Origin of the sequence: Alcaligenes sp. EGD-AK7, assembly GCF_000465875.3 — a bacterium.
Classification (GTDB): Bacteria; Pseudomonadota; Gammaproteobacteria; order Burkholderiales; family Burkholderiaceae_B; genus Alcaligenes; species Alcaligenes phenolicus.
In genome coordinates this window covers 223,091-235,677 of sequence record NZ_AVOG02000001.1, presented here as the reverse complement: position 1 = coordinate 235,677, position 12,587 = coordinate 223,091, and the positions used below count along the sequence as shown (strand labels likewise).

Here is a 12,587-nt window from a genome sequence, read left to right as displayed (position 1 = left end):
CGCCACCGTGCCGTTTCACTCGGTTTAGTCGCGGAAGTTATCGTACTGCAAAGGCAATTCCACATCGGTCTGTTTCAACAAAGCGATGGCAGCCTGCAAGTCGTCCCGTTTCTTGCCGGTTACACGCAGTTTTTCACCTTGAATCTGCGTCTCCACTTTCAGCTTGGCGTTCTTGATGGCGGCGATCAGTTTCTTGGACGTAGGTTGGTCCAGACCTTGACGCACTTTCACTTTCTGCCGCGCGCCGGCCACGTTTTCCAGAACCTTCTCGGTCTCCAGGCAGCGCACATCAATACCGCGGGCAGCAATACGGCCACGCAGAATCTGCATCATTTGCTCGAGCTGAAACACGCTGGGAGCCGATTGCAAAATGGTGTTCTCGTCTTCGAGTTCAAATTTGGCATCCGTACCTTTGAAGTCAAAACGGGTAGCCAGTTCGCGGCTGGCTTGTTCCACTGCATTACGCAGTTCGTGGGTGTTGACCTCGGATACAACGTCAAAAGATGGCATTCCTAACCGTCCTGTTCCTTAAGTGCAGACAGGCCGCATGAAGCGACCTGTGTGCTTTTTAGAAAACGCTGCTCTTAGTCCGAAGCGGCTTGCTTGGCCTGCTGACGCAGCGCGAATTTCTGTATTTTACCTGTTGCCGTTTTGGGCAACTCCATAAAACTGAAATGTCGCGGTATTTTAAAGCCAGCCAAGTACTGACGGCAATGCGCGCGCAGTTCTTCCACCGTCACTTCCGCACCGGGGCGCAGCTCCACATAAACGTGAGGCGCTTCACCCCAACGCTCGTCCGGCTGGGCTACAACGGCCGCCGCCTGCACGGCTGGATGGCGATACATGACGTCTTCAATCTCGATGGAAGAAATATTCTCGCCCCCGGAAATGATGATGTCCTTGCTGCGGTCCTTGATGCGTACGTAGCCGTCCGGCTCGCACACGGCCAGGTCGCCGGTATGGAACCAGCCACCGCCCAGGGATTCCTGGGTGGCCTGCGCGTTCTTCAAATACCCCTTCATGGTGATATTGCCGCGGAACATGATCTCGCCCATAGTCTCGCCATCGGCAGGAACGGGCTCCATGGTTTGCGGATTCAAAACCTGTACGCCCCCTTGCAGGTGATAACGCACACCTTGACGGGCATTGCGCTGCGCACGTTCCTGGATATCCAGTTCACTCCAGGGTGCATGCTGCGCACAGACCGAGGCGGGGCCATAAGTTTCGGTCAGGCCGTAAACGTGGGTCAGCGCAAAGCCCATGCGCTCCATCCCTTCAATCATGGTGGCCGGAGGTGCAGCGCCTGCCACCATGGCCGACACGCCCTTGGGCAGGCGGGACTTCAGCGCTTCGTCGGAGTTGACCAGCAGAGAGTGCACAATCGGCGCACCACAATAGTGGGTGACGCCGTAATCGACCATATTGTCGACCATGGCCTGGGCTTCCACCTTGCGCAAACAGACGTTCACACCAGCACGGGCCGCAATCACCCAGGGGAAAGTCCAACCATTGCAATGAAACATGGGCAGGGTCCACAGATAGACCGCGTGCTTGGGCATGTCCCATTCCAAGACATTGGACAAGGCCCCCAGATACGCGCCACGGTGGTGGTAGACCACGCCTTTGGGCTTGCCGGTGGTACCGCTGGTGTAGTTCAGGGCAATCGCATCCCACTCGTTGGCGGGCAATTGCCAGTCGTAATCCGGGTCACCACCGTCCACGAACTCTTCGTAGGTTTGCGAGCCGATACGTTCTGCGCCGGTGTCAAAATAATTGTCCACGACGTCGATGACCAGAATGGGCTCTTTGCTTTCGCGCAGGCTCAAGGCTTCTTTCATGACGGCGGCAAATTCGCTGTCCACCAGCACCGCACGCGCTTCGCCGTGATCCAGCATATAAGCGATGGTGCTGGCATCCAGACGGGTATTCAAGGTATTCAGTACGGCACCGCACATGGGCACACCAAAGTGTGCCTGAACCATGGGCGGAGTATTGGGCAACATCACGGCCACGGTATCGCCTTTGCCAACCCCAGCCTTGGACAGCGCACTGCCCAGCTGACGAGTACGGGCATACAGCTGCGACCAGCTCATCTTGATGCCGTTTTGGGCGGGCCCGTAAACCAGAGCCGGGTAGTCAGGGTAGACAAAAGCACTGCGCTCGATGAAATCCAGCGGCGACAAAACACGATAATTGGCGTCTGTCTGGGGCAAATCCTGATCGTAAATACTCACCACAAAGTCTCCAAAAAAGGGCGGGCTAACCGAAATTCACGGCGGTCCGTCTGATAATTGCGCTCTTACATTAGCTGGCTACGCGCCTTTGGGCAAGATCGCCTTTTTAGCTATAGAGGCGCATAATGACACGCTATCCTAGGTATATATCGCGACCGGCTGACTGCTCGCTGACAGTTTGCCCCCTACCTGAAGGCTCTTCATGCCCGTAGCCATGCTGTATATTGCCGCCGGTGGTGCCCTGGGCGCATTGGCGCGTTGGTTCCTGAGTCAGGCTTTGAATGCCCTGTTCCCCACCCTGCCCCCCGGTACTTTGCTGGCTAACTTGATTGGCGGCTATTTAATGGGTATCGCAATGGCCTATTTCAGCGGCTTGGGCCTGGGTCACGAAGGCTGGCGCATGTTCGTCATGACGGGCTTTCTGGGTGGCCTGACCACTTTTTCCACCTTTTCCGCCGAGATCATGACCTTGATGATGCAGCAGCGTTATCTGTGGGCCATGGGCGGCATTGCCATCCACGTTGCCGGTTCCCTGCTCATGCTGGGTCTGGGCATGGCCACGTGGAGCCTGTTTCGGGGGCAAGCATGATAGACGTCCATTTTCTTCAGGCCGGCTCCCCTCCTCCTGATGTCGAGCAGCGTTTTGGCAACCAGAATGCCTGGTTCAAACGCGCTTTGCAGCCCCTGGATGTCAATGTCCACACCTGGCGAGTCCATCAGGATGATGCCCTGCCAGCGCCGGACTGCCCCGACCCGGTGGTAATCAGTGGTTCCTGGAACATGGTCACCGACAAACTGGACTGGAGTGAAAACCTGGCCGCCTGGATTCGGGAACGCTATCAGACACAAATGCCTTTGCTGGGTATTTGCTACGGCCATCAGTTAATGGCCCACGCCTTGGGCGGGCGCGTGGATTACCACCCCAAGGGGGCCGAGGTCGGCTACCTGCCCATTCACTTGTCCGAGCAGGCCCACGAGCATGAACTGCTTGCCAATCTGCCCATGCAATTTCCTGCCCTGCTGACGCACCAACAAAGCGTATTGAGCTTGCCCGAGCATGTGGAAATACTGGGCAGCTCTGCGCATGATCCGCATCAAATATTGCGTTATGGCCCCGCGCAGTGGTCGATTCAGTTTCACCCTGAATTTTTTGCCGGCCTGCTACGTTACTGCGTGCTACGCAAGGCCGAATCCTGGCGAGCCCAAGGCATAGATCCCCAAACACTGGCAGACCCTATTCAGGACACGCCCGACGCCCATCGTCTGCTGTGCAATTTTGTACAGGCTTACTCGTCCAGCGGCCCTAATGGCCGACGGAAAAACTCGCCGGGCGTTTGACCCATCAAATCCCGAAAAGCCGCCACAAAGGCCGACATGCTTTCATAGCCACAAGCTAACGCAACATCAGTGACACGCTCTTGCCGCTCCAGCAAAGGCAAGGCACTCATGACGCGCAGTCGCTGACGCCAGACCCGGAACGTCAGCCCGGTCTGCTGACGAAACAGACGGCTCAGGGTTTTTTCTGACAAACCCTGTTGCTCTGCCAAATCCTGCAAACTCCAATCGCCCGAAGGCTGGGCCTGCAATTGTTCGCAGACCTGCAAAAGACGCGGGTCCGAAGGCCAAGGCAGAATCAGGCCACTTTCAGGCGCCGCCAGCAAACGATCCAGCAGGACCTGCACCAGACGCCCCTGCGCCCCCTCACGCTCGTACAGCACAGGCAAAAGGCTGAACTCGCGTATCAGTTCACGCAGCAAGCGGTCTACCACAACCACTCGACACACCGTAGGGGCCTCTGGCAAGGCGCTGACATCAATATAAAGACTACGAATCTGCGCATCAGGCGAGCTACGCACCCCATGTTCCACACCCGCAGGCACCCACACCGCCTGCTGAGGCGGCGCCATGAAATGCCCGCTGGCAGTACGCACTTCGATCACCCCCGTCAGCGCATAGGAAAACTGCACCCAGGGATGCCGGTGTGGGCGGGCAATGGCCTGATTGGGCAAGGTACGCTCCTGACCATATAAAGGCCTGGGTAGATAGCGCAACTGCTGCAAACTCTCCGGAATTCGCTCCGCAGGCATCAGAATGTCCGTTTGTCGATAATCCATATCCGTTTAGCGATAAACCCCCAAAAAGGTCTACGGTAAAGTGAGGCCTTTCATAACGCAAGCCTTTCAAGCCTCTAACAAACCCATGTTCTCTCAACTGCGACTGCTTTTTGACAACTTCACCCTGATCCTGATCGGCGTAGTGGCACTGGCAAGTTTCTTTCCCGCCTACGGCCAAGGTGCGGTGTTCTTTGACGTGATCACTGGCCTGGCGATTGCCCTGCTGTTTTTCATGCACGGGGCCAAGCTATCCCGCGAAGCCATCATTGCTGGGGCCACCCACTGGCGTTTGCACCTGCTGGTCTTTGGCTGCACCTTTGTCATGTTCCCCCTGCTGGGCCTGCTGTCCAAGCCCATCTTGCTGCCATTGCTGGGCATGCCCTTATTTGTGGGCATTCTGTACATGTGCGCCCTGCCCGGCACCGTGCAATCGGCCATTGCCTTTACCTCGATTGCTCGCGGTAACGTGCCTGCCGCGATTTGCAGCGCCTCGGCCTCCAGCCTGATCGGTATTGTGCTCACCCCCGTCTTGTTGAAACTGCTGCTTGATGCAGACGGTGGTTCGGCCACTTCGACCCTGGACGCCATCAAGAAGATCAGCCTGCAATTGTTGTTGCCTTTTGTGGTCGGCCACTTGATGCGCCCCCTGATTGGCAAATGGATGGATCGCAACCGTAAATGGCTGCGCAGCGTGGACCAGTCCTCCATCTTGCTGGTGGTCTACACCGCTTTCAGCGCCTCGGTGATTGGTGGCCTGTGGCAAACCGTACCGCCCAAGTCCCTGGCTATCCTGGCCGTAGTCTGCCTGGTCTTGCTGGCCATCATCCTGTTCCTGACCACCTGGCTGGCCCGCAAGCTGGGCTTCAATAAAGAAGACGAAATCACGATTGTCTTCGGTGGCTCCAAGAAAAGTCTGGCCACTGGCGTACCTATGGCCCAAGTGCTGTTTACTGGCGCCGCCATTGGCCCAGCCCTGCTGCCCATCATGATCTTCCACCAGATCCAGTTGATGGCTTGTGCATTCATTGCGAATAAGTATGCGCAACGGCCTGAGACTCCTGAGGAAGCGATCAGCTTGCAAAAGGCCTGATAGCACTCCATCGTCAGCAGCCCCCGACACGTGGGGCTTGCTTTGGAGACAGCGGCACAAAAAGAAACCGGCTTGATGCCGGTTTCTTTATTCATAGATTCGAGATGTAGACAAAGATATCGGTGCCGTCGTACTTGAACGAGCCATCGGGATTTTTTTGAGTGAGCACCTTGCGCAAATCGACCGGATGTAGCCAACCTGCTCCCAGCAAACCGCCATTGATCGCCCGAATTTCGGTCCCTCCAACCGCGACGGCAGCATGGAAGAACTCCATGCCCTTGACTCGACAAAAGCCAATGGCCTTGCCGCCAGGCAAGGAATTCCGACCATCCCACATTCTGCCTTCAGCAAACTTGAATACCGGCAGCCAGTTCTGCGCCGAAATGGAAGTCAGCTGATCAAAACTGATTTTCGCATTATATAAATAACGCATATAAGCAGCGGCGTCATAACACACCCCTTTCATATAAGCCGTAATATCATCTGGCCCATGGATCAGGTGATTATCTGCATAGATAATTCTATCGGACGCTGAAAGCTTCGCCGTCTTCGTTCCTTTCTCTGTCAAATTCATGGCTAAACCCTTGTAAACAGATAAAAAACAAGGGCCTATAGTAGCAGTCGAATTCTGTTAAAAACCTGAAACCAAGCTTGATTATCGATTGAATTAACTAATTGAAAACAAGGCGACAGCCTAATTAGCATCTTTATATTATTTGAATAAAAACTTGTTTATTCAAAAAAATAAAAAACAGTCAAAAATAAAAAGAAAAAACCGGAATCAATAGCAGCAAAATATTTCTATTTCAGCTTATTGATCTTGTCGTTCAAGGTTGCAGCAGACAACTCCCCGGCTCGGACATCCACCAAACGTCCCTGCTCGTCCAAAAACAAGGTGGTAGGCAAGCCACGGCTGCGCACGGCCTGGCCCAGCTGCATTTGCGGGTCGCGCCACATATTATCCAGCTCCAGATTCTCGTCTATCAGGTACTTCTGGATCTCGGCCAGTTCCTCGCCCTGGTTCGCAAACACGATATTCACGTCGGACCGGGTGGATTGCACTTGCTTGAAGGCAGGCATTTCGCGGCGGCACGGAGGACACCAGCTGGCCCACAAGTTAACGACCGTGACCTTGCCTTTATACAAATCCAGATTTTCCGGCGCACTGACATCAAGCTGCATAGGGATCAAGTCTATCTCGGGCAATGGCATGGCGGTTTCCACTCCCCCTCGCCCTGTCGCGACCATGATTAGCGAAAATGCCGCAACACCAACGGCCAACCCTCCCGATACAGCAGGCAAAACGGCCTTGTCACGCAGCACGCGCCACAGCACATAGAACCAGCCTGCCGTCACGGCTGCCGGAATCATCAGACCGCCGTCGCGCAAATCCAGCCAGCTCAAGGGTTCGCTTTGATAGAACTGCCATTGCTGGATCAGAAAACCCAAACGACCGACCAGCACACCCAGAATCATCGCGCGCCACAGCACCGATTCGGCTCGGGTCTGCTTGCGTCTATCCAGCCAGGCGGCCAGAAACAGCCCCAGCAATGCCGCGACCATAAAAGCAAATAGAGACGTGGCAAAGGTAAAGGGACCGAGCTGTATGCTTTGCATAAACATAAATCCTGACAAGACCAAATAAAGATCGACCCGCCATAAGCGGGTCGGGGCAATAAGTACAGACAGCGTCGCTGCTAAAAGATTCCCTCAATCAGGAGGCGCTACTCAAAATCTGCATGAATTGGCCCATTTTCATTTTGCATTTGATGCCCGGTTCCAGCTCGACTCCACTGCTGACATCAATCGCATAGGGGCGATGCAAGGCGACTCGTTCGGCCACATTGTCGATACGCATGCCTCCGGCAAGGACCAGCGGCGGCAGCCCGTCATGGCCTTCCAGACACGCCTGCAGCCCCTGAATCAGCTCCGGATCAAAAGCCGTACCGGTGCCGCCATAGGCATCGTGATAACCATCCATCAACCAGGCACGGGCATCCTGATACTTCAAGCATTGTTCCAGCAGGCCATCCACTGTATCCAGACCAGGCGCACCGACTCGGAAAGCCTTGATATACGGATGCGCGTAGCGACGGCATTCTTCCGGGCTTTCTTCACCGTGAAATTGCAGCAAGTCCGGTTGCACCTGTTCCAGAATTTCCCGAACAAAGCTCTCGGACGCATTCACAAACAGGCTGACTGCCTGCACAAACGCCGGCACACGGGCGCGCAGGGCAACAGCCTGCTCCGTACTCAGCATACGGGCACTTTTCGGGTAAAAGACAAAACCCACCGCATCCGCGCCCAACTGCACGGCAGCATCAATATCCTGCGCTCGGGTAAAGCCACAAATCTTGACTCGGGTACGGCTGAACATCACACATCCTTGAATAAAAAACGGGGGCCAGATGCCCCCGTGTGAATCATGAAATAAGCTTATTGGAAACTGCTGGCCGCGTCATCCGTTCCAAATCCGTAGCTGTCAGAACCGTAAGTCGATTCCGTACCAAACTGGATTTGCGAATCCTCCAGCAGAACTTCGCCGTGCTTATAGTGCGTAACCAGTCCGGGGAAGACCAGTACCGTTGCCACCATCAACAACTGAATGATAATAAACGGTACCGAGCCCCAGTAAATATCCGTTGTGGCCACACGCTTGATGCGCTCGCCCGTCACCTTGTCGGTGTAGTCCTCTTTGGGGGCCACCGAACGCAGGAAGAACAGCGCAAAACCAAAGGGCGGGTGCATGAAGGAGGTCTGCATATTGACCGCCAGCAAGACACCGAACCAGATCAGGTCAATGCCCATCTTGTCGGCAATCGGCCCGAGCAGCGGCACAATAATGAAGGCCAGCTCAAAGAAGTCCAGGAAGAAAGCCAGCAGAAAGGTCAGGATACTGACGATAATCAGGAAGCCCCACTCGCCACCGGGCATGTCGATCAAGAGGTGTTCCACCCACAGATCGCCATTAATGCCACGGAAGCTCAGGCTAAAGACGGTCGAACCCACCAGAATGAAGACCACGAAGCAGGACAGGCGGGTCGTCGATTCCATGGCCTGACGCAGCAGCTTCCAGGACAGGCGGCCGCGAGATACCGCCATGATGATGGCACCGACCGCCCCCATCGCCCCACCCTCTGTGGGCGTTGCCACCCCAATAAAGATCGTACCCAGCACCAGGAAGATCAGGAACAGCGGGGGCACCATCACAAAGACCACACGCTCGGCGATCTTGGACAGCATTTTCAGCTTGAGCAGCTTGTTGATCAGCGCGATCACCCAGGCCGTTACGCCCCACAACAGCAGCAGCACGACAATGTGCTCGTCCATCGGGATATTGGGATGCGTGGCAAAGTAATGCTGCGAGCCGAAATACGCCACGGCCGAGGCCACAATCGTCAAGGCGATCAGCGAAGTCAAACCACGACTGCCGTTAGGCTCTACATACACACGGGCCTCGGGTGGCAAGGCGGGAGCCGACTTGGGCTTGATGTAAGACATCACCACAATGTACAGAATGTAGATCGCTACCAGCAGCAGACCCGGCAGCATGGCGCCACGGTACATATCACCGATGGAGCGGCCCAGTTGGTCAGCCAGAATGATCAGCACGATGGAGGGCGGGATGATTTGCGACAAGGTGCCTGAGGCGGCAATCACCCCGGTTGCCAGCTTGCGGTCATAGCCGTAGCGCAGCATGATGGGCAAGGAGATCAGGCCCATGGAGATGACGGAGGCCGACACCACACCCGTTGTAGCTGCCAGCATGGCACCGACCAGCACCACAGCAATTGCCAAACCACCACGCAAAGGCCCAAAGAGCTGGCCAATGGTATCGAGCAGATCCTCTGCCATGCCTGATCGCTCTAATATCAGGCCCATCAAGGTAAAGAAGGGAACCGCCAACAAGGTATCGTTCTCGACAATACCAAATACACGTTGAGGCAAGGCCTGGAACAAGGCCGGCTGCATCATGTCCAGTTCAATGGCAACCAGGCCGTACAAAATTCCGATTGCCGACAAGGTGAAGGTAACGGGAAAGCCCAATAGCAAAAATACGATCAAGTTAAAAAACATGATCGGAGCCAGATTATCAACGAGAAATTCCATTATTACTGGCCCTTGGAAACAGAGGTTGTCGCTTCATTTGCCTGGGCCATCTCGCGAATCTCCTGGGCAAGTTCTTCTTCTGCACTCAGTCCGCCATTCCTTAATAAAGGATTAGGACAGGCACCAAGCAAAAAGCCTATGCATTTGATCAAGTGGGATACCCCTGCCAACGCTAACAGAGCAAAGCCGACGGGAATCAGCAACTTGACCGGCCAACGTACCAGCCCCCCCGTATTGGAAGACTGCTCGTTAAGCACGTAGGACTGCTCAAAAAATGGAATCGAGAGCCAGAAAATCAGCAAGGTCGCGGGCAGGAGAAAAAAGATCACGCCGATAATATCGATCCAGATCTGAACGCGCGGCGGAAAACGTTCCGCCAGGGCATCCACCCGAACATGCTCGTTCACAAAGAAGGTATAACCAGCGGCCAGCAAGAAAATTGCACCGAACAAATACCACTGCAATTCCAGCCACTGATTGGAACTGACGCCGTAGACCTTGCGTACTACAGCGTTAATCGCACTGACCAACACCACGATCAGGGTCAGCCAAGTCACGGACTTACCAACGACCGTATTCAGACGGTCGATCAAACTAGACAATCGTAAGAAGAATTTCATGGCCTTGCTCAGGATATGGTCGCCTTCAGGATTCGCTTGTGGCTAATGCTCGAAGGTGGTCGGCCTTATACAGATAAGAATGTAAGAGAAGAAAATGGCTTCACATTTTATACGATTGAAGCATGTGAAGCCGGTTCGAATACCGGGGATAAACCCTTTAGAAACGGACTAAATCATGATTTTTTCAGGCCGTTTCACCAAAACGCAATCCACTTAACTCATAGAGCAAATCGTAGGGATTGCTGGCGGGAATATCGAACTGCTTGGGGTAATCCACCCCGGCCAGATACAGGCCACTGGCATCGAAAGTCGGGGCTGACAAGCGGCGATCGCGCTGTGCCAATAAATGCAGCACCCAATCAGGCGGCTGACGGCCTTGGCCGATATAAATCAGCATGCCCATCAGATTGCGGATCATGTGATGTAAAAAGGCATTGGCGCTGAAACGGAACAGGAAAAAGTCGCCCTGCTGTTCAATCCGAATCTGCGACATGGTGCGCACCGGACTGGCCGCCTGGCATTGCGAGGAACGAAACGCGCTGAAATCATGTTCGCCCACCAGGTGCTGGGCGGCCTCTTGCATCAGAGCCAGGTCCAAAGGACGAAACACCCAGGCCACTCGACCATGCAACAAGGGGGAACGCACCCGGTGCTGGCGCAGCAGATAAACGTAATGACGGCCTTGGGCCGAGAAGCGGGCATGAAAATCATCCGGCACTTCGCGTGCCCATTGCACGGATACAGAGTCCGGCAGCAAGGCATTCAAGCCGCGTACCCACGACTCCAGGCTGCGCTCGGCAGCCGTATCCAGATGAACCACTTGATTGAGGGCATGAACGCCAGTGTCGGTGCGACCGGCGCAGATCGTAGAAACAGGCTGGGCCGTAAAACGGCCCAGTGCCTGCTCCAGAACATCTTGAACGGTGTTGCCACCGGCCTGACTTTGCCAACCCAGCCAGGGCGTCCCTTCATAGCAGACACCCAATGCAATACGTCTCATGGTGGCTTTGCCTTACTGACGAACGGGAGGCTCGTCCGAAGGCGGCTGATCCAAGTCCAGATTAATTTTTTCCAGCTTTTCCCGAACCATCGCTTCACTGACAGGCGCAGGGGAATCATCGCCATGGCGATTTTCAGTATTGGCACGACGCAAAACCCAGGTCACCAGGACCACAATCAACGCCAGTACCACGGCCATCACGGCCAACATATTTTCTTGAATCCAGGACACGGTCTTTTTTGCCTTGTTAACTGCACCGGCCATCTTGCCCTGTTCGGGCTCGGACGGCACGGAAATCGCTCCTGCCACGGCGGCAGAAGAAGCGGCGCCTGAGGCGCCAGAAGAAGTACTACCAGTAGCAGCATCGCTGCCGGAGTCACCCAGACCCAGCTCCTGCGCTGAATCCAGGATCAGATCTTTAGCGGCCTCGCCTTGAGACTGCAAGGCACGGCCCAGGGTGGAGACATTCTCTTCCAGCTGCGAGACACGATCGCCGGTCTCGCGCAGCTCGTGCTGCATTTGCTGTTTGGCGTCACGGGCATCTGCCCCTGCCGACAATAGCAAACGATCCTGGCCTTGCACCTGAGCACCTGGCTCGCCGGAGCCTGTTTGTGCTACACCTTGAGACGCATCCGCCTGATCCTGCCCTGCTTGCGCAGCGGAGCGCAAGGCCTGAGCCTGGTCAACATAGAAGCGGCGAGCTTGGGCATCGTCAATGGACAACATGGCCGCCGCATCAGGAATCTGTAGCGTTTGGCCCGCCTTCAGGCGATGCATATTCTGGTCGATGAAGGCATTCGGGTTCTGCTTTTGAACCGCCATCATCCACTGATAAGAGCTGACACCATCCACCGCATGGCGGCGCGCCAAGGCATGCAAGGTATCACCCGATTTCACGCGTACCGCACTTTGGGTCTGCACACTGGATGCAGAGCTCGAAGCAGAAGCCTGCACGGATACCGGTGCCCGATACGCTGCCTGTGGCTGAGCCACTGCCTTCACGGCCACCGGGGCCGGAGCCAGTACGCTGACCTGATGCAGGAACTGCCCGCTATCACTTTGAATCTGCAAGAGCACATCGGCCACCGAGCCCGAGAACATCTGCTCGGAGGACAACCGAATGCGTCGTACTTGCCCCTGCCCATCCCGCTCGATCACGGCCTTCAAGGAGTCCAAGTCAACCGGAGGGGTCAAGCCCGCCTGTTGCCAGGCGGACAAGGGGGCAGGTGTCACCTTCAAGGACAGGCTTTCTTCAGGGCTGATCTGTCGAATGCCCACATCCAGCTTGAAAACCTGATTAGGAGCCGACACAAAACGACTATGACCGATTTCCAGGGCGGAAACCGGCGCAGCCGCCAGCATCCCGGCCAATAGCAGGGCCGAACCCAGCGTACGTACAGGATGCAGGCGGCCAGCCAT

The 12,587-nt window shown here is 55.6% G+C and carries 13 protein-coding genes; 3 read left to right on the top strand and 10 right to left on the bottom strand.

The annotated features are described in order from the left end of the window. Positions 1–24: 24 nt before the first annotated feature. Positions 25–510, bottom strand: a complete 486-nt coding sequence (locus N879_RS01070; RefSeq protein WP_009462123.1) for a YajQ family cyclic di-GMP-binding protein — start codon at positions 508–510, stop codon at positions 25–27. A gap of 74 nt (positions 511–584) precedes the next feature. Next, a complete protein-coding gene (locus N879_RS01065) occupies positions 585–2,237 on the bottom strand; it encodes an acyl-CoA synthetase (RefSeq protein ID WP_009462125.1) in 1,653 nt (550 codons plus the stop codon). 199 nt (positions 2,238–2,436) lie between these two features. On the opposite strand from N879_RS01065, the gene crcB reads away from it, so the two are divergent. Both crcB and N879_RS01055 read left to right on the top strand, forming a co-directional pair. Next, positions 2,437–2,823 carry a fluoride efflux transporter CrcB gene (gene crcB, locus N879_RS01060; protein ID WP_009462127.1) on the top strand — a complete coding sequence of 129 codons (387 nt, stop codon included), beginning with the start codon at positions 2,437–2,439 and terminating at the stop codon, positions 2,821–2,823. Beyond that, positions 2,820–3,572: a glutamine amidotransferase gene (locus tag N879_RS01055; RefSeq protein WP_009462129.1), complete on the top strand. Its 753-nt coding sequence runs from the start codon at positions 2,820–2,822 to the stop codon at positions 3,570–3,572. The genes crcB and N879_RS01055 overlap by 4 nt, the downstream gene beginning before the upstream one ends. On the opposite strand, the gene N879_RS01050 is transcribed toward N879_RS01055, so the two are convergent. Further along, the gene (locus tag N879_RS01050; protein ID WP_009462131.1) at positions 3,521–4,348 is read right to left on the bottom strand and encodes an AraC family transcriptional regulator; all 828 of its coding nucleotides are present in this window, start codon (positions 4,346–4,348) and stop codon (positions 3,521–3,523) included. The two genes, N879_RS01055 and N879_RS01050, sit on opposite strands and share 52 nt — an antisense overlap. Before the next feature lie 85 nt (positions 4,349–4,433). Here N879_RS01050 and N879_RS01045 point away from each other — a divergent pair, with 85 nt between their 5' ends. Next, positions 4,434–5,438, top strand: a complete 1,005-nt coding sequence (locus tag N879_RS01045) for a bile acid:sodium symporter family protein (RefSeq protein WP_009462133.1) — start codon at positions 4,434–4,436, stop codon at positions 5,436–5,438. Positions 5,439–5,529: 91 nt separating this feature from the next. On the opposite strand, the gene N879_RS01040 is transcribed toward N879_RS01045, so the two are convergent. The 7 genes from N879_RS01040 to N879_RS01010 form a co-directional block, all read right to left on the bottom strand. After that, positions 5,530–6,012 (bottom strand): hypothetical protein, encoded by a 483-nt coding sequence (locus N879_RS01040; protein WP_022983149.1) that lies wholly within the window; start codon positions 6,010–6,012, stop codon positions 5,530–5,532. A gap of 227 nt (positions 6,013–6,239) precedes the next feature. Continuing rightward, complete coding sequence (locus N879_RS01035; RefSeq protein ID WP_009462137.1) at positions 6,240–7,055, bottom strand: TlpA disulfide reductase family protein; 816 nt, start codon at positions 7,053–7,055, stop codon at positions 6,240–6,242. A gap of 97 nt (positions 7,056–7,152) precedes the next feature. Beyond that, the gene (locus tag N879_RS01030) at positions 7,153–7,815 is read right to left on the bottom strand and encodes a phosphoribosylanthranilate isomerase (protein WP_009462139.1); all 663 of its coding nucleotides are present in this window, start codon (positions 7,813–7,815) and stop codon (positions 7,153–7,155) included. A 59-nt stretch (positions 7,816–7,874) separates the two neighbouring features. Then, positions 7,875–9,548 carry a TRAP transporter large permease gene (locus N879_RS01025; RefSeq protein ID WP_021446531.1) on the bottom strand — a complete coding sequence of 558 codons (1,674 nt, stop codon included), beginning with the start codon at positions 9,546–9,548 and terminating at the stop codon, positions 7,875–7,877. A 2-nt stretch (positions 9,549–9,550) separates the two neighbouring features. Beyond that, positions 9,551–10,168, bottom strand: a complete 618-nt coding sequence (locus tag N879_RS01020) for a TRAP transporter small permease subunit (protein WP_009462141.1) — start codon at positions 10,166–10,168, stop codon at positions 9,551–9,553. Positions 10,169–10,352: 184 nt separating this feature from the next. After that, positions 10,353–11,168: a tRNA pseudouridine(38-40) synthase TruA gene (truA, locus tag N879_RS01015; RefSeq protein ID WP_009462143.1), complete on the bottom strand. Its 816-nt coding sequence runs from the start codon at positions 11,166–11,168 to the stop codon at positions 10,353–10,355. A gap of 12 nt (positions 11,169–11,180) precedes the next feature. Further along, a complete protein-coding gene (locus N879_RS01010; RefSeq protein WP_021446530.1) occupies positions 11,181–12,587 on the bottom strand; it encodes a type IV pilus assembly protein FimV in 1,407 nt (468 codons plus the stop codon).